This window comes from Rhodococcus sp. LB1, assembly GCF_001583455.1.
In the GTDB taxonomy this organism is placed as follows: domain Bacteria; phylum Actinomycetota; class Actinomycetes; order Mycobacteriales; family Mycobacteriaceae; genus Rhodococcus_F; species Rhodococcus_F opacus.
The window spans coordinates 65893-92882 of the sequence record NZ_LTCZ01000057.1 but is presented as its reverse complement, the minus strand read 5'-3'; the positions used below and the strand labels follow the sequence as shown (position 1 = coordinate 92882).

26 protein-coding genes are annotated in these 26990 nt (G+C 68.4%); 20 read left to right on the top strand and 6 right to left on the bottom strand.

Annotation, left to right across the window (positions count from 1 at the left end; translation table 11 throughout):
• The first annotated feature begins 7 nt into the window (after positions 1–7).
• The 4 genes from AZG88_RS11145 to hutG are packed head-to-tail and all read left to right on the top strand — an operon-like array spanning position 8 to position 5410.
• Positions 8–1444 carry a purine-cytosine permease family protein gene (locus AZG88_RS11145; protein ID WP_005244607.1) on the top strand — a complete coding sequence of 479 codons (1437 nt, stop codon included), beginning with the start codon at positions 8–10 and terminating at the stop codon, positions 1442–1444.
• Between the two features lie 59 nt (positions 1445–1503).
• Complete coding sequence (gene hutU, locus AZG88_RS11140) at positions 1504–3180, top strand: urocanate hydratase (protein ID WP_061697706.1); 1677 nt, start codon at positions 1504–1506, stop codon at positions 3178–3180.
• A gap of 47 nt (positions 3181–3227) precedes the next feature.
• Entirely contained in the window at positions 3228–4451 is a 1224-nt protein-coding gene (gene hutI, locus AZG88_RS11135) for an imidazolonepropionase (RefSeq protein ID WP_061697715.1), read from the top strand.
• Complete coding sequence (hutG, locus tag AZG88_RS11130) at positions 4448–5410, top strand: formimidoylglutamase (protein WP_061697705.1); 963 nt, start codon at positions 4448–4450, stop codon at positions 5408–5410. Before hutI ends, hutG begins: the two co-directional genes overlap by 4 nt.
• Before the next feature lie 20 nt (positions 5411–5430).
• Here hutG and AZG88_RS11125 read toward each other — a convergent pair whose 3' ends face one another.
• A complete protein-coding gene (locus tag AZG88_RS11125) occupies positions 5431–6264 on the bottom strand; it encodes an alpha/beta fold hydrolase (RefSeq protein WP_005244611.1) in 834 nt (277 codons plus the stop codon).
• Between the two features lie 226 nt (positions 6265–6490).
• Here AZG88_RS11125 and cspE point away from each other — a divergent pair, with 226 nt between their 5' ends.
• On the top strand, positions 6491–6694 hold the full coding sequence (gene cspE / locus AZG88_RS11120) for a transcription antiterminator/RNA stability regulator CspE (RefSeq protein ID WP_005244612.1): 204 nt from the start codon (positions 6491–6493) through the stop codon (positions 6692–6694).
• Positions 6695–6773: 79 nt separating this feature from the next.
• Here cspE and AZG88_RS11115 read toward each other — a convergent pair whose 3' ends face one another.
• Entirely contained in the window at positions 6774–7223 is a 450-nt protein-coding gene (locus AZG88_RS11115; protein ID WP_231913931.1) for a hypothetical protein, read from the bottom strand.
• 107 nt (positions 7224–7330) lie between these two features.
• On the opposite strand from AZG88_RS11115, the gene AZG88_RS11110 reads away from it, so the two are divergent.
• From AZG88_RS11110 to AZG88_RS11100, 3 genes are read left to right on the top strand one after another with little or no spacing between them, the layout of a single operon-like run.
• Positions 7331–8482, top strand: a complete 1152-nt coding sequence (locus AZG88_RS11110) for an acyl-CoA dehydrogenase family protein (protein WP_061697704.1) — start codon at positions 7331–7333, stop codon at positions 8480–8482.
• Between the two features lie 12 nt (positions 8483–8494).
• On the top strand, positions 8495–9643 hold the full coding sequence (locus AZG88_RS11105; RefSeq protein ID WP_061697703.1) for a CaiB/BaiF CoA transferase family protein: 1149 nt from the start codon (positions 8495–8497) through the stop codon (positions 9641–9643).
• A 37-nt stretch (positions 9644–9680) separates the two neighbouring features.
• Positions 9681–10343 carry an IclR family transcriptional regulator gene (locus tag AZG88_RS11100; RefSeq protein WP_005244616.1) on the top strand — a complete coding sequence of 221 codons (663 nt, stop codon included), beginning with the start codon at positions 9681–9683 and terminating at the stop codon, positions 10341–10343.
• Between the two features lie 7 nt (positions 10344–10350).
• Here AZG88_RS11100 and AZG88_RS11095 read toward each other — a convergent pair whose 3' ends face one another.
• The gene (locus AZG88_RS11095; RefSeq protein WP_005244617.1) at positions 10351–11241 is read right to left on the bottom strand and encodes a LysR family transcriptional regulator; all 891 of its coding nucleotides are present in this window, start codon (positions 11239–11241) and stop codon (positions 10351–10353) included.
• A gap of 202 nt (positions 11242–11443) precedes the next feature.
• Here AZG88_RS11095 and AZG88_RS11090 point away from each other — a divergent pair, with 202 nt between their 5' ends.
• The 3 genes from AZG88_RS11090 to AZG88_RS11080 are packed head-to-tail and all read left to right on the top strand — an operon-like array spanning position 11444 to position 14553.
• Positions 11444–12919: a sodium:solute symporter gene (locus tag AZG88_RS11090; protein WP_005244618.1), complete on the top strand. Its 1476-nt coding sequence runs from the start codon at positions 11444–11446 to the stop codon at positions 12917–12919.
• Positions 12920–12967: 48 nt separating this feature from the next.
• Positions 12968–13597 carry a TetR/AcrR family transcriptional regulator gene (locus AZG88_RS11085; RefSeq protein ID WP_061697714.1) on the top strand — a complete coding sequence of 210 codons (630 nt, stop codon included), beginning with the start codon at positions 12968–12970 and terminating at the stop codon, positions 13595–13597.
• Positions 13594–14553: a C-terminal binding protein gene (locus AZG88_RS11080; protein ID WP_005244620.1), complete on the top strand. Its 960-nt coding sequence runs from the start codon at positions 13594–13596 to the stop codon at positions 14551–14553. Before AZG88_RS11085 ends, AZG88_RS11080 begins: the two co-directional genes overlap by 4 nt.
• A gap of 29 nt (positions 14554–14582) precedes the next feature.
• Here AZG88_RS11080 and AZG88_RS11075 read toward each other — a convergent pair whose 3' ends face one another.
• Entirely contained in the window at positions 14583–15365 is a 783-nt protein-coding gene (locus AZG88_RS11075) for a class II aldolase/adducin family protein (protein WP_061697702.1), read from the bottom strand.
• Between the two features lie 75 nt (positions 15366–15440).
• Positions 15441–16025 carry a TetR/AcrR family transcriptional regulator gene (locus tag AZG88_RS11070; protein ID WP_005258658.1) on the bottom strand — a complete coding sequence of 195 codons (585 nt, stop codon included), beginning with the start codon at positions 16023–16025 and terminating at the stop codon, positions 15441–15443.
• Positions 16026–16122: 97 nt separating this feature from the next.
• Here AZG88_RS11070 and AZG88_RS11065 point away from each other — a divergent pair, with 97 nt between their 5' ends.
• The 3 genes from AZG88_RS11065 to AZG88_RS11055 all read left to right on the top strand — a co-directional run bounded on the left by AZG88_RS11065 (position 16123) and on the right by AZG88_RS11055 (position 19698).
• Positions 16123–17520 (top strand): cytochrome P450, encoded by a 1398-nt coding sequence (locus AZG88_RS11065; protein ID WP_061697701.1) that lies wholly within the window; start codon positions 16123–16125, stop codon positions 17518–17520.
• A gap of 71 nt (positions 17521–17591) precedes the next feature.
• Positions 17592–19115, top strand: coding sequence for an MFS transporter (locus AZG88_RS11060; protein WP_061697700.1), 1524 nt, complete (start codon positions 17592–17594; stop codon positions 19113–19115).
• Complete coding sequence (locus AZG88_RS11055) at positions 19105–19698, top strand: acyl-CoA-like ligand-binding transcription factor (RefSeq protein ID WP_061697699.1); 594 nt, start codon at positions 19105–19107, stop codon at positions 19696–19698. The genes AZG88_RS11060 and AZG88_RS11055 overlap by 11 nt, the downstream gene beginning before the upstream one ends.
• Positions 19699–19772: 74 nt before the next feature.
• On the opposite strand, the gene lhgO is transcribed toward AZG88_RS11055, so the two are convergent.
• The gene (gene lhgO, locus AZG88_RS11050; protein ID WP_061042298.1) at positions 19773–20978 is read right to left on the bottom strand and encodes an L-2-hydroxyglutarate oxidase; all 1206 of its coding nucleotides are present in this window, start codon (positions 20976–20978) and stop codon (positions 19773–19775) included.
• Positions 20979–21022: 44 nt separating this feature from the next.
• On the opposite strand from lhgO, the gene AZG88_RS11045 reads away from it, so the two are divergent.
• The 6 genes from AZG88_RS11045 to hypE all read left to right on the top strand — a co-directional run bounded on the left by AZG88_RS11045 (position 21023) and on the right by hypE (position 26985).
• A complete protein-coding gene (locus AZG88_RS11045; RefSeq protein ID WP_061042299.1) occupies positions 21023–21295 on the top strand; it encodes a helix-turn-helix domain-containing protein in 273 nt (90 codons plus the stop codon).
• 80 nt (positions 21296–21375) lie between these two features.
• Positions 21376–21951 (top strand): ATP-dependent Clp protease proteolytic subunit, encoded by a 576-nt coding sequence (locus tag AZG88_RS11040; protein WP_061042300.1) that lies wholly within the window; start codon positions 21376–21378, stop codon positions 21949–21951.
• 147 nt (positions 21952–22098) lie between these two features.
• Positions 22099–24405, top strand: coding sequence for a carbamoyltransferase HypF (gene hypF / locus AZG88_RS11035; protein WP_061697698.1), 2307 nt, complete (start codon positions 22099–22101; stop codon positions 24403–24405).
• 44 nt (positions 24406–24449) lie between these two features.
• Positions 24450–25199: a HypC/HybG/HupF family hydrogenase formation chaperone gene (locus AZG88_RS11030; RefSeq protein WP_061697697.1), complete on the top strand. Its 750-nt coding sequence runs from the start codon at positions 24450–24452 to the stop codon at positions 25197–25199.
• Positions 25196–25888 carry a D-sedoheptulose-7-phosphate isomerase gene (locus AZG88_RS11025; RefSeq protein WP_005258645.1) on the top strand — a complete coding sequence of 231 codons (693 nt, stop codon included), beginning with the start codon at positions 25196–25198 and terminating at the stop codon, positions 25886–25888. The genes AZG88_RS11030 and AZG88_RS11025 overlap by 4 nt, the downstream gene beginning before the upstream one ends.
• Positions 25885–26985: a hydrogenase expression/formation protein HypE gene (gene hypE / locus AZG88_RS11020; protein ID WP_005244642.1), complete on the top strand. Its 1101-nt coding sequence runs from the start codon at positions 25885–25887 to the stop codon at positions 26983–26985. The genes AZG88_RS11025 and hypE overlap by 4 nt, the downstream gene beginning before the upstream one ends.
• The last annotated feature ends 5 nt before the right edge of the window (positions 26986–26990 follow it).

The window sequence follows — 26990 nt, the reverse complement described above, 5'->3', positions numbered from 1 at the left end:
CAGGCCTATGACACACGAGGGACCTCCCGAGATCAGCCTCGCGCCCGAGCGTCGCACCATCGACGTCGTCCCGGACGACGAGCGCCACGGATCTCCGCGCAGCCAGTTCACGCTCTGGTTCGGCGCCAACATGCAGATCACCGCGATCGTCGACGGCGCCCTCGCGGTCGTCTTCGGCGCCGACGCGCTGTGGGCCATCGTGGGCCTGCTGATCGGCAATCTCTTCGGCGGCGCCGTGATGGCGCTGCACTCCGCTCAGGGACCGCGCCTCGGACTGCCGCAGATGATCTCGAGCCGAGCGCAGTTCGGCGTTCTGGGTGCCGTGCTCCCGTTGGTCCTCGTCGTCCTGATGTACCTCGGTTTCGCCGCCACCGGCAGCGTCCTCGCAGGTCAGGCCGTGAACGAGATCCTCCACATCGACAACCCCACCGTCGGAATCCTGATCTTCGGCGCGATGACCGCATTCGTCGCGGTGACGGGGTACAAGCTGATCCACGTCGTCGGCAAGATCGCGACCGTTGTCGGCATCCTCGGCTTCACCTACCTCGCGATCCGGTTGTTCGCCGAGTACGACGTGGCCTCGTTCGTCGGGATCAAGGGCTTCGACATCGTCACGTTCCTCCTCGCGATCTCGCTCGGCGCCGGCTGGCAGCTCACGTTCGGACCGTACGTCGCGGACTACTCCCGCTACCTGCCGCGCTCGACGAGCGAGCGGACGACCTTCTGGTCGACGTTCGCGGGCAGCGTGATCGGCTCGCAGTGGTCGATGACGTTCGGTGCACTCGTCGCCGCCGTCGCCGGCGACGCGTTCCTCAGCGACCAGGTCGGGTGGATCGGCGGCCTCGCCGGACCGGCGGTGATCGCCCTGATGATCTACCTGGTGATCCTGGTCGGGAAGCTCACGATCAACTGCCTCAACGCCTACGGCGGATTCATGTCGATCCTCACCACGGTGACGGCGTTCAACGGGCAATCCCGCATCTCGTCGCGGGCCCGCACCCTGTACATCATCGGGTTCGTCGCCGTGTCGATGCTGATCGCGATCGGTGCCAGCGCCGACTTCCTCAACAACTTCAAGAACTTCGTCCTCGTGCTGCTGATGGTCTTCACTCCCTGGAGCGCCATCAACCTGATCGACTACTACCTCATCTCCAAGGAGCGCGTGGACATCCCGGCACTGTACGACCCGGCGGGCCGCTACGGCCGCTGGAACAAGACGGCGATGACCTGTTACACCGTCGGCGTTCTCGCGCAGATCCCGTTCCTCGCCCAGAAGCTCTACACGGGACCGGTCACGGACATGCTGGGCGGCGCGGACATCTCGTGGATCGTCGGCATCGTCTTCACCGGCGCCATCTACTACCCGCTCGCGCGGCGCAACAGCAACCCACCCGCGGCCATGATCTACCCCGCACACACCGCCATGGCGGATTCGCGACTGTGAATCACGCAGACCCCCAGACTCTTCCACCTTTCTCGTTCGACCATCAAGGAGTACACGACATGACCACCACGACGCCTCCGGTTTCCGGACCCCGCCACGTGTCGGCGCCCCGCGGCACCGAACTGACGACACTCGGCTGGCAGCAAGAAGGCGCCCTGCGCATGCTGATGAACAACCTCGACCCCGAGGTCGCCGAGCATCCCGACTCCCTCGTCGTCTACGGCGGCACCGGCAAGGCCGCGCGCAGCTGGGAGGCGTTCGACGCGATGGTCCGGACGTTGAAGACCCTGAAGTCGGACGAGACGATGCTGGTGCAGTCCGGCAAGCCGGTCGGTGTCTTCCGCACCAGCGAGTGGGCGCCCCGCGTCCTCCTCGCGAACTCGAACCTGGTGGGCGACTGGGCCAACTGGGAGGAGTTCCGCAAGCTCGACGCCCTCGGACTGATCATGTACGGGCAGATGACGGCCGGGTCGTGGATCTACATCGGCACGCAGGGCATCCTGCAGGGCACGTACGAGACGTTCGGCGCCGTGGGCCGGAAGCGCTTCGGCGGTTCGCTCGCAGGCACCATCACGCTGACGGCGGGACTCGGCGGCATGGGCGGCGCCCAGCCCCTCGCCGTGACGATGAACGACGGCGTCGCGATCTGCGTCGACTGCGACGTCACCCGCATCGACCGCCGGATCGCGCACAAGTACCTCGACACCAAGGCCACCGACATCCACGACGCCCTGCGTCTCGCGATCGAGGCCCGCGACGCGAAGCGCCCGCTGTCGATCGGCCTCGAAGGCAACGCCGCGGAGATCTTCCCCGAACTGCTCGCCATGAACGCCCCCATCGACATCGTCACCGACCAGACGTCGGCCCACGACCCGCTGTCGTACCTGCCGCTCGGGGTCGATTTCGCCGACATGAAGGCGATGGCCGACAAGGACCCGGTGAAGTTCACCGAGGACTCCCGCGCGTCGATGGCACGGCATGTCGCCGCGATGGTCAGCTTCCTCGACAAGGGCGCCGAGGTGTTCGACTACGGCAACTCCATCCGCGACGAGGCCCGCAAGGCCGGCTACTACCGCGCGTTCGACTTCCCCGGATTCGTGCCCGCCTACATCCGCCCGCTGTTCGAGGAGGGCCTCGGCCCGTTCCGCTGGGCCGCGCTGTCGGGTGACCCGAAGGACATCGCCGCCACCGACAAGGCGATCCTCGAACTGTTCCCCGAGAACGAGCACCTCAAGCGCTGGATCACGATGGCGGGCGAGAAGGTGGCGTTCGAGGGTCTGCCGGCCCGGATCTGCTGGCTCGGCTACGGCGAACGGCACAAGGCAGGCCTGAAGTTCAACGAGATGGTGGCGTCCGGCGAGCTGTCCGCGCCCGTCGCCATCGGCCGCGACCACCTCGACTCCGGATCCGTCGCGTCCCCGTACCGCGAGACCGAGTCGATGCTCGACGGCTCCGACGCGATCGCCGACTGGCCGCTGCTCAACGCACTCGTCAACACGGCGTCGGGCGCGTCGTGGGTGTCCATCCACCAGGGCGGCGGCGTCGGCATGGGACGGTCCATCCACGCCGGTCAGGTGTGCATCGCGGACGGCACCGACCTGGCCGCAGAGAAGCTGGAGCGGGTCCTGACCAATGATCCCGGCATGGGCGTCATCCGGCACGTCGACGCCGGATACGACCACGCGATCGACGTCGCCAAGGAGCGCGGCGTGCGCGTGCCGATGTCCGAGGGATGACCGCAGGCCCGAGCGACCGTATTTTCGAACCACTGGAAGGAACAGCAGTGACAGCGAACACCTCCCGCTCCACAGTGCTGACCGGCATCGGCACCCTGGTGACCAACGACCCGACAGTGGGGGAAGGTCCGCTCGGGCTGATCCGCGACGCCGCCGTCGTCTTCGACGGCGGCGTGGTGGCCTGGGTCGGCCGCGCCGACTCGGCGCCGGCCGGCGACGTCGGGCACGATCTCGACGGCCGGGCGGTGTTACCGGGCTTCGTGGAGAGCCACTCGCACCTCGTGTTCGGCGGGGAACGCGCGGAGGAATTCGCGGCGCGCATGGCGGGACAGCCGTACGCGGCGGGTGGCATCCGCAACACGATCGAGGCGACACGGAACGCGACCGACGAACAGCTCGAGGCGAACACGCGGCGGCTGCTGGACGAGTCCCTGCGGTCGGGCAGCACCACCGTGGAGTGCAAGACCGGGTACGGGCAGACGGTCGCGCACGAACTGCGCAGCACGAGGATCGCGGCGTCCCTCACCGACGAGGTGACGCTGCTCGCCGCTCACGTTCCGCCGCCGGAATACGCGGGGCGCGCCGACGACTACGTCGCCATGGTGTGCTCGGAGATGATCGATGCCTGTGCACCGCAGGCGAAATGGATCGACGTGTTCTGCGAGACCGGCGCGTTCGACCGCGATCAGGCACACGCCGTTCTCACCGCCGGAATGGCGAAGGGGCTCATCCCCCGCGTCCACGGCAACCAGCTCCGCGAGGGCCCCGGAGTCCAGCTCGCCGTCGAGCTGGGGGCCGCGTCCGTCGACCACGTCTGCTACACCACGCAGGCCGACATCGATGCGCTGGCACAGAGTTCGACGGTGGCCACCCTGCTGCCCGGCGCGGATTTCTCGACCCGGAACAAGTACCCGGACGCCCGGGCCCTGCTCGACGCGGGTGTCACGGTGGCGCTCGGCGCGGATTGCAACCCCGGCACCAGCTACACCACCAGCCTGCCGTTCTGCATCGCGATCGCGGTGCGGGACATGCACATGACCCCGGACGAGGCCATCTGGGCCGCGACCGCGGGCGGTGCCCGGGCACTGCAACGTGCCGACGTCGGGGTCCTGCGTCCCGGAGCGCGGGCCGACGCCCTCGCCCTCGACGCACCGTCGTACCTACACTTGGCCTACCGGCCCGGCGTCCCCCTGGTCCGCGATGTGTGGCGGGGCGGCGAACTCGCCTGGTCCGCGCACACCGGTCACGAGAAAGCGAGGGCCCTGCGATGATGGAGAACCTGCTGATTCCCCCACCCCCCTGGATCGGCAGGGTGGACGGCACGTCGAGTCACCACCTCCGCTGGCACCAGGCGGTCACGCCACTTCACGACGACTCCGAACCCGGCGCCTGTGTGTTCGTCGGCTTCTCGAGCGACGAGGGCGTGGAGCGGAACAAGGGACGCCGCGGGGCTGCCCGCGGCCCGGACGCGCTGCGGGCCGCGCTGTCGTCGATGGCGCTCGCCGAGCCTCTCCGCGCGTATGACGCCGGCACCGTCGCGGTCACCGACAACCGCCTCGAAGCCGGGCAGATGGCTCTCGGCTCGGTGGTAGCCGCGACCCTCGACGCCGGCCAGTTCCCGGTGGTCCTCGGCGGCGGCCACGAGGTGGCCTACGGGACGTACCTCGGTCTGGCGCAGGCAGCCGTCCGCACGCCCAAGCGGCGGATCGGGATCCTGAACCTGGACGCCCACTTCGACATGCGGTCCGATCCGGTCCCCAGTTCGGGCACACCGTTCCGGCAGATCCTCGAACAGGAGCATGCGGCGGGCACCGCCCTGCAGTATTCGGTGCTCGGCATCAGCCAGCCGAGCAACACCACCGCGCTGTTCGACACCGCACGCGGATACGACGTCCGGTATCTCCTGGACGACGACTGCTCGGTCTCCGACCGGCACCGGGTGGCCGTGTTCGTCAGCGAGTTCCTGTCGGACGTCGATCTCGTCTACCTCACCATCGACCTCGACGTCCTTCCCGCCGCCGTCGCGCCGGGAGTGAGCGCTCCCGCCGCGTACGGTGTGCCTGCGGAGACGATCCAATTCGTGTGCGACGCCGTCGCCGCCAGTGGCAAGCTCGCCGTGTGCGATGTGGCCGAGCTCAATCCGTCGTTCGACATCGACAACCGCACCGCCCGCACCGCGGCCCGGTTGATCCATCGGATCGTCACGAAGCGGGTTCCCATCGTCCGCTGAGGTCGCCCACGACCGTCCGCTCAGCCCTCCCGCAGCACGGCGCGCAGACGAGGGGCGAACGAGGCCGGATCCTCGGCGAAACCGATGTGTCCGCCGGGGAACAGGGTGGGTTCGATGCCGAGTTCCGCGGCGAGCGCCCGTGAGGTGCGGTCGCAGAGCTGGCCGTCCGATTCCTCACCGAGGCCGACCAGCACACGGGTCGTCACCGAGCGCAGGCCGGCGACGTCCGGGCACCAGCGGGTGGTCGGGCGCAGCATGTGCGCATGCTGGAAGTACTCGTCCGCCTCCGTCTGCGCATCACGCTCGCCCGCGAACATCTGCTGAAACACCTCTTCGGGCAGGTGAATGTTCGCCAGGGCGAGAAACTTCCTCCACGCCCCTACGACGTCGCCGGAGAGGTGCGCGTCGATGATGTCGTCGGTCTTCACCCGCAGTTCCTCACGGTCGTCGAGCAACTCGTCCAGCGGCGGTTCGTGCGCGACCACGGTGTGCACGAGTTCGGGATGCGCCTGCACGAGTGCGAGCGCGCTGACGGCGCCGCCGCTGGAGCCGAAGACGGCGGCCGGTCCGGCGTCGAGGTGCGTCAGGATGCGGGCGAGGTCGTCGGCGCGCATCTCGGGGGTCGAATCCCGCTCGCGGTCGTCGACCGGGCTGCGGTGGATGCCCCGGGGATCCGTGGTGACCACCGTGTAGTCGGAGGCGAGCAGATCGGCCGCCGCTGCGAAGGAATCTGCGTCCATCGGGGCGCCCACGAGCACCACGAGGGGGCCTGCGCCGCGAACCTCGTAGTACAGGCTCGCACCGGGGACCTGCAGGGTTCCTGTGTTGGCGGTGGCGGTCGATATCGGGTTCATCGGGTCTCCTCGGGCTGTGATGTCGGGTCGAACGTAGGACCGCCGTCGACGGGCAGAATCATCGGTCGTGGGGGAAATTTCCTCCACAGACCGGGCCCGACGACCGATATCCGCAGGAATCGTGGGCGTTGCACTGGAAGCACGCGCGCCAGGATGCGAGGATGATATCCACGCGAACGGGATCTCGATGTGAGGTCCCGGGCGGCAACTGCAGGGAGTGAACGGTATGGCGCAGGGTGTTGTGAAGTGGTTCAACAGTGAGAAGGGCTTCGGGTTCATTGCGCCGGACGACGGCAGCGCGGACGTGTTCGTTCATTACTCCGAGATCTCGGGCAGCGGCTACAAGTCGCTGGAGGAGAACCAGCGGGTGGAGTTCGAGGTCGGACAGGGCCAGAAGGGCCCGCAGGCCCAGAATGTCCGGGCCGTCTGACCGACGCCCCGATGACACTGTGACGACGAGGTCGCACCCGAGCGGTGCGGCCTCGTCGTCGTAGTGGGCCCCGGGACAGCTATCTCGCGAGGCCGAAGCTTCCCACCTGGTTGCCGCCCACGTACACGGCCCCGGTGTAGGTCCCGTCTGCGTTGGGGGAAATCCTGTCGGTCAGGAACCCCAGTCCCGATGGGCTGTAATCGATGACGGTGTTTCCGTTCCCGTCCTGCGAGGTCGTGCCCGCGAGTCCGGTCAGGCCGAACGTGAAGTTGTTGACGACCGTGCCCTCCTGGAAGGTTTTCCCCTTCCAGATCAGCTCCCCCGCCGGCACCGTGGTCGTTCCCTGATAGGTGCCGGACGGGATGGGTTCGCCGCCGGCCGTGCCCACGCCGGCAAGTGCGCCGCTGACAGCGATGCCCGCGGCGACGAGTCCTCCTGCGATCACGCGCATCATGCCTCCCTCTGCCGTGCCCGACGGGATGTGGAGTGCCCGTCCGTAGTCGAGTACCCGCTCCTTCGCTGTGGACACCGGGCCGCCCCTGGACAAATTCGGCGATCTCCTTCATAGTCGATATGCCACCAAGTGGCATTGCTATTTCACTAGATGGCAATCTGACCTTTCCGACAGGAGTTCCCGTGACCGATCAGCTGCTCGATGCCGCCGAGTTCCGCACCACGGTGCGCGCGTTCGCCAACCGCGAGATCCATCCCGGCGCGGCGTTCCGTGACGAGACGCGCGAGTTCCCGGCGGAGCTGGTGAAGCGACTGGGCGAGCAGGACCTCATGGGGATCTCGGTGCCCGAAGAGTTCGGCGGGCTGGGCCTGTCCACCAAGACACAGCTGATCGCGATCGAGGAGGTGGCCCGCACCGACGCCGCCCTCGCCTCGATCTACACCGCGCACTACCTGGGGCTCGAGCCGATCCTCGTCGGCGGAACCGAGGAGCAGAAGCGCCGGTGGCTGCCCCGGCTCGCGTCCGGCGAACTGCTCGCCGGGTTCGCCCTCACCGAACCGGACGCCGGCTCCGACATCGCCTCGATGCGGACGACGGCGCGGCGCGAGGACGACGGGTGGCACCTGTCCGGTTCGAAGACGTACATCTCCAACGCCAAGGAGGCCGATCTGGTCGTCCTCTTCGCCAAGACCGATCCGTCCGCAGGCTTCCGCGGCATCACCGCGTTCGTCCTCCCCCAGGGCACGCCCGGCGTGAGTTACTCGGAGCCCCAGGACAAGCTGGGCATCCGGTCCGCCCCCACCTACACCGTCTACCTCGACGACGTGGTGCTTCCCCACGACGCCGTGGTGGGAACGGAGGGCCGCGGCGGCAACATCGCGCTCACCGCCCTCAACCGCGCCCGCATCGACGTGGCCGCGATGGCCAACGGAATCGCCCTGCGCGCGTGGGAACTGGGCCGCTCCTACGCAGCGGAGCGCAAGCAGTTCGGTCACCCCATCGCCGAATTCCAGGCGATTCAGCTGCTACTGGGTGCGTGCGACGCGCAGCTCGTCGCCTCCCGCGTCACCGCGGACTGGGCGGCGGACGTGAAGGATGCCGGGGCCGACCTGCGCCGCGCCGCATCCGTGTCGAAGTACGTGGCCACGGAGGCCTGCTTCTCGATCGTCGACCAGACCGTGCAGATTCACGGCGGTGCCGGATTCATGCGCGAATCCGAGATCGAACGCCTCTACCGCGACTGCCGGATCCTCCGGATCTTCGAGGGCACCTCGCAGATCCAGCTGCTCACCATCGCCTCCAACGCACCGTCCCCGCGCTCTACCGAATCCTGAGAAGGGCCCGTCATGCCTACACTGCCTCCCCTCGACGGCATCCGCGTCGTCGATCTCTCCCGCGTCCTGGCCGGACCGTACTGCACGGCGCTGCTCGCGGACGCCGGCGCCGACGTCGTCAAGATCGAACCCGCCGCCGGCGAGGACTCGCGGCACCTGGGCCCGTTCCGCGATGGCGAGAGCATCTATTTCAACGTACTGAACCGCGGAAAACGCTCGCTGGCACTGAATCTCAAGGACGACGCGGATCGGAAGGTGCTGTTCGACCTCCTCGATACGGCGGACGTTCTCGTCGAGAACTTCCGGCCCGGGGTGACCGCCCGTCTCGGCATCGACTACGACACCGTCCACGCCCGCAACCCCCGGCTCGTCTACACGTCCATCTCCGGTTTCGGGCAGGACGGGCCGCTCGCGGGTTCGGCCGCCTACGACCTCGTCGTGCAGGCGATGTCGGGAATCATGAGCATCACCGGTTCCCCCGAATCCGGGCCGACCCGGCTCGGCGAATCGTTCGGTGACCTCGTCGCGGGACTGTTCGCGGCATGGGGCATCAGCTCCGCCCTCGTCGGCACCCGGGAATCGGGTGTGGGGCAACATCTCGACGTCGCCATGTTCGACAGCATGCTGGCCATGCTCCCCACAGCGCACAGCCAGTTGCAGGCATCGGGGGTCGCGCCGGTGGGAGTAGGTAATCGCCATCCCGTCTCCACCCCGTTCGACACGTACCGGGCGTCGGACGGCCTGTTCGTCCTCGCCGTCGCCAGCCGATCCGGATTCGAGAAGCTGGCGCACACCATGGATCGTGCAGACCTTCTCGGCGACAACCGTTTCGCCGACGACACGTCCCGCACCGATCACGAACCCGCCCTTCGCGCGGAGATCGAGACCTGGGCGAAGGACAAGACGGTCGCCGAGGTGGTCGCGCTCCTCGGCGCGGCCGGACTGGCGAGCTCCGAGATCTGGAACGTCGAACAGGCGTTGTCGTCCGAGCAGAGCCGGCACCGCGGACTCGTGGAGTCGTTCGATCATCCGGTCGCGGGAACGATCGACTACGTCCGGCAGCCGGTCGTGTTCGGCGACAGCGCGCGCCCCGGGGTCCGCCGCAGCCCACTGCTCGACGAACACCGGCAGCCCCTGCTGTCCGAGATCGCGTCGCGGTAGATTCACGCCGACACCCGCGACCGTCAGGAGACGACCCATGGCCCCCGGAGATGTGACCCGCAGCGCGAGCCGCACCTTCGAACTGCTCGGCGCGATCACCGAGCAGGGCGGGTTGACGCTCGGCGACGCCGCGAAAGCGGCCGGTCTCGCCACGAGTACCGCACTGCGCCTGATCCGCAGCATGGAGCAGAGCGAGTTCCTGGTCCGCGGCGACGACAACGTCTACCGGGCCGGGCCGCGACTTCTCCAGATCGGCGCCCGCGCGATCAGCGACAACCAGCTGCTGTCCCGGGCGCGGCCCGCGATGGTCGCGATCGCGGAGGAAACCCGCGAATCCACGTACCTGTCGACCCACGGCCCGAAGGGCACTGCCCTGTATCTCGCGCAGATCGAGGGCACCCACGCGATCCGGCACATGGGATGGGTGGGGCAGACGGTGCCGCTCGAGGGCACGGCCGTCGGCGCCGCACTGCGGGGCGACCTGCACAGCGAGGGGTATGCGATCGCCCACGACACCATCGAGGACCACTCGACCGGTGTGGCGGCCCCGATCTACGACGCGGTGGGGCGGATCGTGGGCGCGCTCAGCGTCGTCGGGCCGACGTTCCGCCTCGACGACGCACTCTGCGCGCAGCACGGCCTGGTTCTCGTCGAGCGTTGCCGTGCCCTGTCGACCGAACTGGGCTCCCCGGCCCCGTGAACACCGATCAGCTGCCCATGCTGGTCCGGACGAACTCGCGGAACGTGAGGACCATCGGCTCGCGGGCCCGGCCGCGCCGGTAGATCAGCGAGAACGGCGCCTGATAACCGAACGACGCCGGCAGGATCGGTCGCAGCCGGTTCCGGTCCACCCAGTACTCCGCGTAGTGCTCGGGCAGGTATCCGATGTACGCGCCGGACAGCACGAGGATGAGCTGCGCTTCCATGTTCTCCACCGTCGCCGAGGGTTGCGGGAACCCCTGGCGGGCGAGTTCCTGCTCGGACCAGTAACCGCGGGTCACCATCCGCTGTTGCGTGATGACCTCCGGCGGCACCCGTTTTCTGCCGAACAGCGGATGCTTGTCGCTGCAGTACAGCCAGTGCTGCTCCCGGTGCAGCGCCTGGGAGACGAGGCCGTTCATCGGTGAGGCGAACGCGCCGACCGCGACGTCGATCCGGTCGTCGAGCACGCCGACCTGCAGTTCGTGCGGGGTCTGGATCTTCAGGTCGAGGTAGACGGCGGGGTGGTCCTTGCTGAACACGCCGATCACGTCGGCGAGCGGCAGGGTGGCGTCGGTGACGGTGGAATCGAGAACCCCGATGGTGAGGGTTCCCCTGAGCTCCCCCTGCAGCGCGGCGCCGTAGCGTTCGAAGCCCTCGAGTTCGCCGAGGATGCGCAGGCATTCCTTGTGGTAGAGCTCGCCCTTGCTGGTGAGGCCGAATCCGCCCCGGCCGCGGTGGCACAGCACGATGCCGAGGTGGCGCTCGAGCTGGCTCATGTAGGTGCTGATCGCGGAGGCGGACAGTCCGAGTTCCTGCTGCGCCGGCGCGAACCCCTGGTGGCGGACGACGGCCGCGAAGATCTGGAGGAGCTTCAGGTCGGGCAGCGAGCTGCGCATCGCACTCCTCCGGCGGGTCGAAAACAGGGTGTGAGCTGGCTCGCACCGTTACTTCACGATTTTCTGAAGTGATTATTTGTATCAAGTGATTTATTTCACGTCAATGTTCTCCTACCGTCTAGGGCAACGGTCTGACGAGACCGGCACCGACGGGACCACCGCCCGTCATCACCGATCCGCTAGGACACGTGAAGGACGCACCATGGACATCACCATCATCCTGATCTACCTGGGCGCAATGCTCGCGTTCGGCTGGTGGGGCAAACGCCGGGCGAGCAACTCCAGCGAATACCTCGTCGCCGGCCGCCGCCTCGGCGGATTCCTCTACACCAGCACGATGGCGGCGGTCGTCATCGGCGGCGCCTCCACCGTCGGCGGCGTCGGCCTCGGCTACAAGTACGGCATCTCCGGAATGTGGCTGGTCGTGTCGATCGCCGCCGGCGTACTCCTGCTCAGCCTGCTCTTCGCCGCGCGGATCCAGCGTCTCAAGGTCTACACCGTCTCCGGGATGCTCAAACTCCGGTACGGCATCGACGCCACCGGCGCGTCCGGTCTCGTGATGATGGCGTACACACTCATGCTCACCGTCACCTCCACGATCGCCTACGCCACCATCTTCAACGTGCTGTTCGGCTTCGACCGGACCCTGTCGGTGATCCTCGGCGGCCTCATCGTCGTGGCCTACTCGGCGATGGGCGGCATGTGGTCGATCACGCTCACCGACGTCGTCCAATTCGTCATCAAGACCATCGGCGTCTTCGTCCTGCTTCTCCCGTTCACGTGGAGCAAAGCGGGCGGGTACGCCGGCATCAAGGAGCGCGTCGGCGAACAGGCTCTCGGGCTCGGCACCATCGGCACCGGCACCATCGTCACGTTCTTCGTCGTCTACACGCTCGGCATCCTCATCGGACAGGACATCTGGCAGCGCGTGTTCACCGCGAAGTCGCCGGAGGTCGCACGGTGGGGCGGCGTCACCGCCGGCGTCTACTGCCTGCTGTACGGCGTCGCGGGCGCACTGATCGGTCTGGCCGCGTCGGCCCTCATGCCCGACATCGGATCGTCCGACGACGTGTACGCCGACGTCGCCGTCCACGTCCTGCCCGTCGGTCTCAGCGGCATCGTCCTCGCCGCCGCGGTGGCCGCGATGATGTCGACCGCGTCCGGCGCGCTGATCGCCACCGCCACCGTCGCCCGGCAGGACGTCCTTCCGCTGGTCGCCCAGATCTTCGGACGCACACGCCCCGAACTGGACACGTCCGATCCGGAAGCCGACGTGCGCGGCAACCGCCTCTACGTGATCGTGATCGGCCTCGTCAGCATCGTGATCGCCGCGCTCATCAACGACATCGTCTCCGCGCTCACGATCGCCTACGACATCCTGGTCGGCGGGCTCCTCGTCCCCATCCTCGGTGGACTGGTCTGGAAGCGCGCCACGGGTACGGCCGCCATGGCGGCCATGGCGGTGGGCACCGTGGGGACCATCGCGACGATGTTCGTCGTCGGCGACGTCATGGCGAACGAGCCCGTGTACGTCGGACTCGTCAGCGCGCTGGTGGTGTTCGTGGCCACCAGCCTGTTCACCGAACCCACCCCGGCGAACGTGATGTCCGTGTGGAACGCGCGAGTGTCGGGAAAGGACGAGGAAGATCCGGTTCCGGTCCCGGCACCGATAGCCTGAGTGACACCGGCGCACGCGGGTGAGTGCGCACTAGCGGGAGGAAAGATCGTGCCGAAGATCGTCGACCACGACGAGCGGAGACTGGCGCTCGCCGACGCCGTTCTCGCGTTGATCGCCCGGGAGGGGATCTCCGCCGTCACCACTCGAGCGGTGGCGGAGGAGAGCGGGTGGTCGACCGGAGTGTTGAACCACTACTTCGGATCCCGGCACGAACTGCTCCTCGCAGCGCTTCGCCGGGCCGGCGACATCCAGGGCGACCGGTACCGCACGATTCTCGACGAGGAGGGCGCCGGCCCGATCGAGAAGCTGCGGAACATCACCGCCAGCATCCTGCCGCTCGACGAACGCCGACTGGCGATGACCCGCGTGTTCCTGTTCTTCTACGCGGAGGGCGCGGCCGAGGAAACCGCGCGCGGTGAGATCGCGGCCTTCCTCGCCCGCTGGCGGGGCGTCGTGCGCGAGTCGGTCGTCGCCGCACAGCGGGAGGGCACCGTCTCCGCCGACCTCGACGCGGACGCCGTCACCGTCGCGCTGGTGGCACTGACCGACGGTCTCGCATTGCAGGCCATCCTGGATCCCGTTGTCATGGAGGCGATCAGCGCGGAGGACGCGGCAGCCCGCTGCGTCGACGCCGCCGTGCGACGGACCACCGAAGAAGCGGGGGCAGTAGGCAGATGACCGATCGCGTCGTCGTCCTCGACGACTTCATTCCTGCCGAAGCACTGTCCGATTCGCTTGCCGCCGCAGGCATTTCCGCGGATGTCGTGCACCAGTCCGAGTTCCCGTCCGGGCCGGGCGTCATCGCCCTGCTCGTGGGTCCGGAGACCACCGGACTCGAGCCCCGTCACCTGTCGGATCTCCCGGACCTGCGACTGTTGTCGGCCACGTCCGCCGGGTACGACCACCTGCCGGTGTCGGCGGCCCACGAACGCGGCCTCTGGGTCACGCGGGCAGTGGACTACTGCACCGAGGAGGTCGCGGATCACGCACTCGCGCTCACCCTCGGACTGCTCCGATCCACTCACACCCTCGACCGCTCCGTGCATGCCGGCGGGTGGGACGTGACCGCAGCGCCGCCGCGGAGGATCGCGGGAACCGTGCTGGGCCTCTACGGCTTCGGCCGGATCGCCGCGGCTGTCGCGGTGCGGGCCCGAGCGGTGGGGATGACCGTCCTCGTCAGCGGCCGCGGACTGGGCGACCGAGCCGGGGAACTGGCGGCCGAGGGTATCGAGGTGGTCGGGTTCGAGGAACTGCTGCGCCGCTCCGACGTCCTGAGCCTGCACGTTCCCCTCACATCCGAGACGCAGGGTCTGATCGACGACCGCGCCCTGTCCGCGATGACGCGCGGCGCGTATCTGGTGAACGTCTCCCGCGGCGGTCTCGTCGACCACGACGCACTCGGAGCCGCGCTGCGCAGCGGACACCTCGCCGGGGCCGCCGTTGACGTGCTGCCGAACGAACCACCCGCACAGGACGATCCGATCCTGCAGATCCCGAACCTCGTGATCACCCCGCACGCCGCGTGGTACTCACCGGAGGTCGCGCGCACCCTGGCGCAGCAGTCGGCGCGCAACGTCGCGGCGGTCCTGACGGGCGCATCCCCGGTGGGAGTCGTTGCCGCACCGGGGATGTGATCACCCCTGCCAGTTCTCGTGAGCCGCCGTCAGTCCTTGTAATCGGGGGCGGTGCGGTCCAGCATCCGCAGCAGCGCCGCCCACGCCATCTCGTACGCCTGATCGTCGGTGTAGTCGTCCGTGGCCTCGCCGGCGAACTGCCGGGCGGTGTGCTCGGCGATCTCGGGCGACGGAACGCGCAGTTCACCCGACGCCTGGGCGGCGATCTGGATGTCACACGCCTTCTCCAGGTAGAACATTCGCAGAAACGCCTCGGCGGCGGATTCGCCCACGGTGAGCAGTCCGTGATTGCGCAGGATCATTGCGGGGTTGTCGCGCAGGTCCTCGACCAACCGCACGCGTTCGGCCGTGTTGAGCGCGATGCCCTCGTAGTCGTGGTAGCCGACCCGGTTGTAGAACTCCATCGAGATCTGGTTCAGCGGCAGCAGTCCGTGCTCCTGCGCGGCCACCGCGCACCCGGCCTTCGTGTGAGTGTGCAGCACGCAGTGCGCGTCCGGCCGGGCCTCGTGAATCGCGCCGTGGATCACGAATCCCGCCGGGTTGACGTGATATTCGGACGGTTCGACGAGTTCGCCGTCGAGCCCGATCTTCACCAGGTTGGAGGCGGTGATCTCCTCGAAGAGCAGGCCGTACGGGTTGATGAGGAAATGATGTTCGGGCCCGGGAATCCGGACCGAGACGTGCGTGAAGATGAGGTCGGTCATCTTGAAATGCGCGAGCAGGCGGTACACCGCCGCGAGTTCACGACGCAGTTCCGCCTCGGTCTTCGCCGGGTTCGTTCGGCCCCGCGACGTAACGGTGGGTGCACTCATGCGGGATCTCCTTGATCACGGAAGGGATTTCGGCTTAAATATATCAACTGATTTATTTAAGTGCCAGCCCTGAGATCAGTCGAGCCGCCCACCCAGCATGCCCCGCAGCGAGCGCAGGCAGAGTTCACGTAGCTCGCCCTCGGCGATCGACGGGTGATCGAGCCAGTCCATGCAGACGGCGCGCACGAAGGCGATCCACCCGCGCACCGCGACGCCGACGAGTTCCCGTTCGCCGTCGGGGGGATCGAGCGCGTCGACGATGCGGCGCTGCTGGGCGTCGAGTTCCCGCTCGACGATGGCCCGGATGTCGGCATCGGCCGACAGTGCGCCGTGGTTGATGGCCCGGACTCCGTGCCGGTGGCTCGCGACGTGCTCGAAGTACGCGTCGAGGCCGGCCGCGACCTGTTCCTCGACGGGGAGCGTGGAATCGGGGGCCGTCACCTCGAGCAGTCGTTCGGATTCGCGTTCGACGATCGCGGCGAAGAAATCCCGCTTCGTCGGGAAGTAGTGGTACATCAATCCGCGCGACACCTCGGCGAGTTCCGCGACCTCCTCGATCCACACGTCCTCGTAGGGGCGGTCCGCGAACAGCCGCGCGCCGATGTCGAGCAACTGCGCCCGGCGCTGCTCCGGGGCGAGTCGTCGGCGGGCGCTGGTCATGCCAGTCACCGTACTGCTTGACACCGGTTCAGTAAGGCGTACCTTGCGTACTAGACATCAATTCAGTAACGCAGGCCACATCGACACGGGGGTCGACATGAGCGTCGAATCACTGCACACCACAGCGGAGGCGACCATCCCGCATCCCCGATGGCGGTTTCCCGTCGTCGGCGACGTCTTCGGGATCAGCATCCGCACTCCCGTGCAGAATTCGATGGAGATCGGCAGAAAGCTCGGGCCCATCTTCGAGCGCAACGTCCTCGGCAATCGGTTCGTGTTCGCCTCCGGTGCAGACATGGTCGCGGAACTTTCCGACGAATCACGGTTCGCGAAGCACCTGGCGCCCGGCGTCGCGTCGCTGCGCGAGGTCGGTGGCGACGGATTGTTCACCGCCTACAACCACGAGCCGAACTGGAGCAAGGCGCACAACCTCCTCGCCCCCGCATTCACGAAATCCGCGATGCGGTCGTATCACCGCACGATGCTGGATGTCGCCGGCGAATTGACGGAGCGCTGGGACGAGCGGGTGGACGGCACCCCCGTCGACGTCTCTTCCGACATGACGAAGCTGACGCTCGAGACCATCGGCCGCACCGGTTTCAGCTATTCGTTCGACTCCTTCACCCGCGAGCGGCCGCACCCGTTCGTGCAGGCGATGGTCGGAGCGCTGAGCCATTCGCAGCGCACCACGTTCGTGAAGTCCACCGCGCTCGGACGACTGCTGGCGCGACGGTCGGATCGCCGCAACGTCGCCAATCTGGAACACATGGCCGAGGTCGTCGACGAGGTGATCCGTGCCCGTCGCGACAGCGCCGAGGCCGGCCCCGAGGACCTGCTCGAACTCATGCTGCGGGCGGCGCGGGAGGACGATCCCCATCGGATCGACGAGTTGAACATCCGCCACCAGGTGGTGACGTTCCTGGTCGCGGGGCACGAGACCACCTCCGGCGCACTGTCGTTCGCCCTGTACTACCTGTCGCGGCATCCCGACGTCCTCGCGAAGGCGCAGGCGGAGGTCGATGCGGTCTGGGGCGACGAAGAGCCCGCGTTCGAGCAGATCGCGAAGCTCCGCTACGTGCGCCGGGTGCTCGACGAATCGTTGCGGCTGTGGCCGACGGCCCCCGCGTACGGCAGGGAGGCGACCGTCGACACGACCCTCGTCGGCAAGTACCCGATGAAGGTCGGCGACTGGGTTCTCGTCCTCATCCCCGCACTGCACCGCGACCCCGTGTGGGGTGACGATCCCGAGGCGTTCGACCCCGACCATTTCCTCCCCGAGCGCATCCGGTCCCGCCCCGCGCACGTCTACAAGCCGTTCGGGACCGGCGAGCGCGCCTGCATCGGACGACAGTTCGCCCTCCACGAGGCGGTCCTGGTTCTCGGCACGATTCTGCGTCGATACGACATCGTGGGCGACCCGAGCTATCGACTGAAGGTCGCCGAGCGGCTCACCCTCATGCCCGAGGGCTTCACGCTACAGCTCCGCCGGCGCTGACCGGTCCCTTGACAGCCGCAAAGTGAGAGTTACTATCAAAATATAGTAACTTCCTTTCGAGTGGAGCTGTCATGAGTGAATCGACGGTCATCGAAGTCGCCTCGCGCCGCTGGTGGGCGCTCGGAGCCCTGTCCGTGGCCATGCTGACCATCGGTCTCGACATCACGGTCCTGACGGTGGCACTGCCGACCCTGGCAGTCGACCTCGGCGCGGACAACTCGCAACTGCAATGGTTCAGCTCGGCGTACACGCTCGTGCTCGCCGCGGCGCTCCTGCCGGCCGGGGCGCTCGGCGACCGGTACGGCCGCAAGAAACTCCTGCTCGGCGCCCTCGTCCTGTTCGGCGTCGCGTCGCTGCTCTGCAGTTACGCGAGCACGTCGGGTCAGCTGATCGCCGGACGCACACTGCTGGGACTGGGAGCCGCCGTGATGATGCCGCTGTCGATGGCGGTGCTGCCCGTCCTGTTCCCCGACGCCGGCGAACGGTCGCGGGCACTGACCATCTGGGTGACGTCCACCGCGATCGGCCTGCCCCTCGGACCGATCCTCGGCGGGTGGTTGCTCGAAAACTTCTGGTGGGGGTCTGTGTTCCTGATCAACGTGCCGCTCGTCGTCGTCGGCGCGATCGCCGTCGCGGCCCTGGTACCGGAATCGCGCAGCGAGGAGCAGTCGCCCACCGACTATCTCGGCGCCGCACTGTCTTCGCTCGGATTGCTCAGCCTCACTTACGGTTTCATCAGGTCCGGCCAGGACGGCTGGGGTGACACACTGGCATTGACGACGATCGCGGCGGGCGTGGTCGTGCTCGGACTGTTCGCGATGTGGGAACGGCGGTCGCGTCACCCGCTGATCGACACGTCGCTGTTCGCCAGCCCCGGGTTCCGCTGGGGCACGATCTTCACCACCCTGGTCAACTTCGGGATGTTCGGGCTGTTCTTCACGGTGCCGCAGTACTTCCAGGCGGTGCTCGGGGTCGACGCGCTCGGTAGCGGCCTCCGTCTGCTGCCGTTGATCGGCGGACTGCTGGTCGGCACCCGGCTCTGCGACCAACTGCTTCGGCGGGCCGGCGCCCGGCCGGTCATCGTCATCGGGTTCGCCCTCCTCACCGCGGGACTCGCGACCGGCGCCCTGACCTCCGTCGATTCCGCGTACTGGTTCACGGCGGCGTGGATCGCACTCGTCGGCGCGGGAATGGGTTTCGTGATGCCGGCGGCGATGGGTGCGGCCCTGGGCGCACTGTCGGCCGAACGGTCCGGTTCCGGCTCCGCGCTGATCCAGGCGCTGCGGCAGGCAGGCGGAACGATCGGGGTCGCGGTGCTGGGCACCGTCCTCGCCACCCGCTACCGGTCCGAACTGGGGGACCTGGACGTGGATCCGATTCGCGACGGAGTCAACGCCGGGGTCGCGGTGGCCAAGACGACCGGCGACCCGTCGATGCTCGCGCACGTCCAGGCGTCGTTCCTGTCCGGGATGGGGCTCATGCTGTGGGTGTGCGCGGGCATCTGCGCCGTCGCGATGGTGCTCGCAGCGCGGTTCACGCCCCGCGATACCCCGGCCCGGGAGCAGGATGAGTCAGAATCGGTACATGTCCATTGACGCTCGACCAGGCCTGCGGGAGCGGAAGAAGGCGCGCACCCGGCTGACCATCCGTTCCGAGGCGTTTCGGTTGTTCCGTGAACAGGGCTACGCCGAAACCACGATCGAGCAGATCGCGGAGGCGGCGGACGTGTCGCCGAGCACGTTCTTCCGATACTTCCCCACCAAGGAACAACTGGTGCTCGCCGACGACCTCGATCCGGTCATGATCGAGGCGATCGAAGCGCAACCGCCGGACGTCCCGCTGATCACCGCATTCCGGAAGGCGGCCGAGTCCGTGTTCGCCGGCCTGTCCGAGGCAGACATGGACTTCGAGCGGAAGCGTCAGGAACTGCTGTACTCGGTCCCGGAACTTCGCGGTGCCATCATGCAGGAAATGGTGCGCAACATCGACATGATCGCGGGTGTCATGGCGCGCAGGGTCGGACGCACCGCCGACGACTTCGAGGTCCGCGCGCTCGCCGGGGCGATCGTCGGGGTCATCCTCGGTGTGGTCGATCTGCTTCCCGGTGATCTGCCGCTTGCCCTGCGCGCACTGGAGTTCCTCGAGGACGGGTTGCCGCTCGGGCGTGCCACGTCGTAGCGCCGGCGACTCGGACGCCCAATGTCACATCGGTCTACTTCGACTGCACCAGTGTGACATTGGGCGAAGCCGTGTCACGTGGTCGCGCGGGCCAGAACTTCCGTCACGACGTGTTCGGCGATGGCGAGGGACGACGTCGCACCCGGTGAGGGCGCGTTCCGGACGTGAACGACGCGTCCCGACCCGGTGATGACGAAGTCGTCCTCGAGGCTGCCGTCGGCGTTCATCGCCTGAGCGCGGATGCCCCGGGGTCCGCGGGTGACGTCGGAGCGGCGCACGTCGGGCACGTACTTCTGCGCCTCCTTCACGAACTGGCCCGTGCTGAGGACGGTGCGGGCCTCGCGGACCGCCGCCGCGGTGTTGTGCACGGCGAACCGCCAGAATCCGGGAAACCCGACCGCCGACATGACGTCCGACGCCGACCACCCCCGACGGTCGTACGCCTCCCGACCGAAGGAGAGAAAGGCGTTCGGTCCGAGCATGATTCGCCCGTCGATCCTTTTGGTGAGGTGGACGCCGAGGAACGGGTACCGCGGGTCCGGAACCGGGTAGATCAGCCCCTTCACGAGCGAGGACCGCTCGGGCTCGAGCAGGAAGTAGTCGCCGAAGAAGGGCACCACCCGAGGCGATCGCGGTTCACCCGACATCAGTGCCACCCGATCGGACTGCAGTCCCGCGCACGTGACCACCAGGTCGAAGACCTCGCTGCCCTGCCGGGTGGCGACCACCGTTTCCGCGGTCCGGCTGTCCAGGCCCACGACCTCCCGGCCGAGCAGGACGCGTCCCCCCGCGGCGGCGATGTCCGCGGCGAGAGCCTCCGCGACCGCCACGTAGTCGATGATCGCGGTGTGCGGCGAGTGCACGGCGGCGACTCCGCGTGCGTGCGGTTCGATCTCGGGGATCCCCTCCCCAGGGACCTTGCGGATGCCGGGGACGCCGTTGGCCACCGCTCTGTCGAAGATGGCGTCCATCCGCGCCACTTCGGACGAGTCGTGGGCGACCACCACTTTGCCGCATTCCTCATAGGCCACACCCTTGTTCTCCGCGTACTGCTGCAGGAGGGTGACACCACGGCGGCACAGGCGAGCTTTGAGGCTGCCCGGCGGGTAGTACAGGCCGGCGTGGACGACGCCGCTGTTGTGTCCGGTCTGGTGGGCCGCGACCCGGGTCTCCTTTTCGAACAGCGTCACCTCGACGACGTCCATCCGGTGCAGGAGTTCCCGGGCGACCGCCAGACCGATGATGCCGCCGCCGATGACGGCGGCACGAACCTTCGCCATGAGCACCCCTCCGTATATACCGTTTTCGAGATACCATCGATGGTATGTCGACCACCCCTCGACGCACGTCTTTTCCCGGACTGGAGCACCTGTCCGATCGGCGTCGAGCGCTGCTGGACGAGCTCGTCACCACTCGCCGCGAGCGCGGCCTGACGCAGACGGAGATCGCCGCCCACATGGGCACGTCACAATCGGCCGTGGCACGGCTCGAACGCGGCGACGTCGACCCCCGCCTGTCGACGCTCGAACGGTACGCGGAGGCCGTGGGCCGGACGGTCGACTGGACGATCTCAGCGCACCGGGAGTCATCACCATGATCTGGCCACCACCCACCCCACCACCGGTCCCGCCGTTTCACACCCCCTGGCAGCCGGACCCCCGGCAGCCGCCTGCCCCGATGCCCGTCACGTCCGTGCCCGCTCCCACTCCCGGTCCCGACTGGCTGGCCGAGCGCCTGTTCGACAAACGGATCGTGTCGCTGACCGGCAGGCTCGACGCCGAGGCCACCAACCGCGCGGCGGCGTCGCTGGCACTGCTCGACGCCTCGGACGACGGGGAGGTCCAGCTGTGGCTGCACGGCGTCGACGCCGACATCGACGCGGCCGCCACCCTCCTCGACACCCTCGATCTGATGGGCGTCCCGCTGCACGTCCACTGCCGCGGCGACGTCCGGGGAATGGCGATCGCCCTCCTTGCGCCCGCCGACCGCCGGACGTCGGCGTCGCACGCCACGTTCCACCTCCGCGAACCGCAGGCGTCCTGCACCGGTCCGGCGTCGGACGTCGCCATCGCCGCCGAACACCACGAGCAGCAACTCCGAAGGCTGCAGCAGCGGATCGCCGACTCCTGCGGGCGTCCCGTCGACACGGTGATCGGCGACATGCGGGACCACCGGATCCTCACCGCCGACGAGGCGCGCGACTACGGGCTGATCGACGCCGTCACCGGCGCACGCTCCGTCGACGGCGAGTGATCCGGCAGGCGCACCCCTTTTCGGTTCCCGCGCACGAATTCCAGGCGCAATTTCGAGTGCGCGAACCGAGAAAGGGTGCGGCTGTGCCGCCGGACGTGCACGGGAGGGCCCTTGCGCCCCGCACCTCGACGGGGGAATCATCCGAGGATGACGGTCGAACGATCGCGCATCACGGTCCACGGGGTCGTGCAGGGGGTCGGCTTCCGCCCGTTCGTCGCGCGACTGGCCGACGACCTGGGACTGCACGGCCACTGCGGCAACGACGACGTCAGCGTGTTCATCGAGATAGAGGGCAAGTCGGCGTCGGTGTCCGAGTTCGTGCGCCGGTTGCGCACGGACGCGCCGCCGATGGCCGTGATCGTCGACGCGACCACTCAGCCCGTGCCGGTGCGCGGCGACGAGTCGTTCCGGATCATCGACAGCAGGCACGTCCCCGGCGCGCGGACGCTGGTGTCGCCGGACGTGGCGACGTGCGCGGATTGTCTTCGCGAACTGGCTGATCCGCACGATCGGCGGTTTCGCCACCCGTTCGTCAACTGCACCAACTGCGGGCCGCGGTTCACGGTGATCACCGACCTCCCCTACGACCGGCCCAACACCACGATGGCCGAGTTCCCGCTGTGTGCGAAGTGCCTCGCCGAGTACCGCGACCCCGCGGATCGACGGTTCCATGCCCAGCCGGTGTGCTGCCCCGACTGCGGTCCGCACGTGTTCGCCGAGGTCGACGGGCACCGGATCGACGGGGACGACGCCGTCCTCACCGCGGCGCAGGGGGCGTTGCGGGACGGCCGGATCGTGGCGGTCAAGGGCCTCGGCGGATTCCATCTCGTCTGCGATGCCGCCGACCCCACCGCCGTCGAGACTCTGCGGGCGCGCAAGCACCGCCCGGACAAGCCGTTCGCGGTCATGACCGCGGACCTGTCCGCCGCCGCCGAGTTGTGCGAGATCTCCGAGCCCGAGAGCGCCCTGCTGCGACACGCGGCCCGGCCGATCCTGTTGCTGCACAAGAAGAGCACAGCGTCGGTTGCCGACGGCATCGCGCCCGGGATCGACGACCTCGGCGTGATGCTCCCCTACACCCCGCTGCACCATCTCCTGTTCACCCGGACCCCCGGCAGCGACGTCGACCCTCCGCGGGTGCTGGTCATGACGTCCGGCAACCTGAGCGGCGAGCCCCTCTGTTTCGACAACGACGACGCCCGCACTCGACTGACGGACATCGCCGACGTGTTCCTGATGCACGACCGCCGCATCGCGGTGCCCTGCGAGGATTCCGTGCTCGCGGTCGAGGCCGGGGCGGTGCTGCCGATCCGCCGCTCGCGCGGATTCGCACCGCTGCCCGTCGTGCTCCCCGCGCACGGCCCGGAGATCCTCGCGGTGGGCGCGGAGATCAAGAACACCTTCTGCCTGACCCGGCAGGACTACGCGTTCTGCTCGGCGCACCTCGGCGACATGGGCAGCCTGGAGAGTCAGCGCGCCTTCGAGACGTCGGTGCGGCAGTTGACGCATCTGCACGGCATCACCCCGGAGGCGGTGGTCGCCGACCGGCACCCCGGATATTCGACGCACCACTGGGCCCGGCGCTACAGCGACAGGACCGGCGTCCCCCTGCTCACCGTGCAGCACCACCACGCGCACGTCGCGTCGCTGATGGCCGAGCACGGACTGGTCGGGACGACGGTGCTCGGTGTCGCGTTCGACGGGACCGGGTACGGCTGCGACACCACCGTGTGGGGCGGCGAACTCCTCCTCGTCGGCCCGAACATCCTCGACACGAGGCGGGTGGGGCACATCCAGCCCTTCTCACTGCCGGGCGGTGACGCCGCCGTCCGGAATCCGGTGCGGGTGGCGCTGGCTCTGCTGCACGAGTGCGGGATCACCGACGTCGGCGGGTTGCCGTGCGTGGAGGCGATCCCCACTTCGGAACGCGCGGCCGTGGAGTCGCAACTGCAGTCGGGTCTCGGTTGCGTCAGGACGACGAGCGCGGGCCGCCTGTTCGACGGCGTCGCGTCGCTGCTCGGGGTCCGGCACCGGGTCACCTACGAGGCGCAGGCGGCCATCGAACTCGAGGCCCTCGCCCGGACCGCCCTCCACCCGGCTCCCCTGGCCATGGACGTGGAGAACGACCAGCTCAGGCTGCCTCTTCTGGTGTCCGGACTGGTCGCCGGACTCCGCGACGGGACCCCGCCCGCTGCGCTCGCCCTGGGCTTCCACCATGCCCTCGCCGCCGCCACCGCCGGCCTCGTCGACCGGGCCGTCACTGCGACCGGCGCGTCGACGATCGGACTCACCGGAGGAGTCTTTCAAAACCGTTTATTCCTCGCACTGGTGAGAGCACACTGGGAGAGCAGCGGTTATCGAGTCCTCACCCACCACCGGGTGCCTCCCAACGACGGAGGACTCTCCCTCGGCCAGGCGGTGATCGGTGCCGCGGCAACCATGCGCGGACCGTGACGTCGGCAGCCCCCGACCGGCCGGTCCGGGACGGGAGCTAGTGAATGACCACCACCGCAGAGGCGGGCGGGCACCTTGTCGACACGGACCTGTCTGCGGATCTCGCCGCCGCAGCGTTGTCACTCGCCCGCAGATTCCATGACGGCGCGACGCTCTGGGTGATCTCACCCCAGTGGGAACCGCACGCCCATCACGTCGCCGTCGAATTCGTGCATCCCGTGATCATGGGCAAACGGGCGCTGCCGTCGGTGGCACTCGTCGAACCCGATCCGGTGGCGCAGGCCCGGGTGGCGAGCAGGCCCGGCGACATCCTGCTGGCCGTGGCGTCGGCGAACGAGCCCTCCGTGGTCGACGCGATGCGCCGCGCACCGGCGTGGGGCGCGATGACGCTGTGGATCGGGGCAGGCCCCCGGCCTCCGGCCGGTGCGGCGAACCACATCCTCTGGGTCGACTCGGAGGATCCGATGGTGCCGGCCACCGGGCGGTTCGTCCTCATGTATCACCTGCTGTGGGAACTCACCCACGTCTGCTTCGAGCACTCGGGACTGCTGAAGCCCGACGCCGAGGAGTGCGACGAGACGGTCTGCGTCACGTGCAGCGACGAGGGGCGTCTCGGTGAGGTGGTGATCGAGCCGGCCGAACCGCTCGGACCTGCCCTGGTCCGCACCGCCGCGGGCGAGGAGTGGGTGGACGTCAGCGTCCTCGGCGACGTCCAGCCCAACGACCTCGTCCTGGTGCACGCGGGTGCCGCGATCACGCGACTCGACGACGCCGGTCAGGAGGCGAACCGATGACGACACACGACTCGGAGAGCACCAGCTTCCTCTACCCGTTCATCGACTCGGAGGAAACCGACGCCCAGAGCCTCCTCGACGACCTCGCCGCCTCCGCGCGGGGGAAGGCCGCCGAGAGCGCTCGCCTGCAGAAGGAGTCCCTCGACGAGTACGGCGACGGCCTGATCGCTGCCGGCATCGACATGGCCGACAGGTTCCGTCGCGGCGGCCGGCTCTACACGTTCGGCAACGGTGGCAGCTCCACCGACGCCGCCACCCTGGCATCGCTGTTCAGCCGTCCCGCCCGCGGACGCCCGGTGGCGGCGTGGTCGCTCGCCGCCGATCAGGCCGTGGTGACGGCGCTCGGCAACGACGTCGGCTTCGATCTGATCTTCAAGCGGCAGATCATCGCGCACGCCCGGGACCGCGACGTCGCGATCGCACTCTCGACGTCGGGCAACTCCGACGATCTGATGACCGCACTCACCGAGGCGAAGCAGCGGGGGTTGCTGACCATCGGGTTCGCCGGGCACGAGGGCGGCCGGATGGCGGCGATGGCGTCCGCCGGCGAACTCGACTTCTGCTACACCGTCCACTCGCAGAGCATCCACCGGATCCAGGAGAGCCACGCGATGCTCGGGTACCGGCTGTGGTCGGTGGCCCAGGAACACATGACGCGGCCCGCTCCCAACTCCGTGGAGGCTTCATGAGCACCACCGAACCGGCAACCTCGGCGGAACGGGAAGACCGGGTCCTCGAGCGGATCGACAAGTTCCGGCAACGCCGGCCGCGGCTGCTGGACGAGGTGGTGACACTCGCTCACGGTGCGGGCGGGAAGTCGTCGGCGGCCCTCGTCGACGCGGTGTTCGTCGAGGCGTTCCGCAACGAGGAACTCGAGCAACTCGGTGACGCGGCCGCCCTCACCATGCCGTCGGGTGAGCGGCTCGCGTTCTCGACCGACTCGTACGTGGTGCAGCCGCTGCGTTTTCCCGGCGGTTCCATCGGGCATCTCGCGGTGCACGGGACCGTCAACGATCTCGCCGTGTCCGGTGCGCGGCCGCGGTGGTTGTCGGCGGCGTTCGTCATCGAGGAGGGTTTCCCGATCGCCGAACTGCGGGAGATCGTCGCCGACATGAGCGAGGCGGCCGTCCTGTCCGGCGTGCAGATCGTCACCGGCGACACCAAGGTCGTCGGCAAGGGCGCCGCCGACGGCGTCTACATCTCCACCGCCGGTGTCGGTGTCATCCCGGAGGGCAGGCGGCTGTCGGCGGATCTCGTGCGTGCCGGCGACAAGGTGCTGTTGTCGGGCACCATCGGCGAACACGGCATGGCGGTCATGCTCGCCCGCGGTGACCTGGCCATCGAGGCCGACATCGCCTCCGACACGGCCCCGGTGAACTCGCTGGTGGAGAAGCTGCTGGAAGCGGCACCGTCGACCCGGTGGATGCGGGATGCCACCCGCGGCGGCGTCGGCACCGTGTGCAACGAACTCGCTCACGCCTGCCAGCTCGCCGTGATCGTGGACGAGCAGTCCCTGCCCATCGAGCCGCAGGTGCTGGGCGCCTGCGACATGCTCGGCATCGACCCGCTGTACGTCGCGAACGAGGGGAAGTTCGTCGCGATCGTCGCGGCGGACGAGGCGGATGCGGCCGTCGCGGCGATGCGATCCCACCCGCGGGGAGCCGATGCCACCGTGGTGGGCGAAATCCTGGCCGAACCGCCGGGCATCGTCGCACTGCGAACCTCGTTCGGCGGCAGCCGGATCGTCGACATGCTCGTCGGCGACCCGCTCCCCCGAATCTGCTGAAGAAC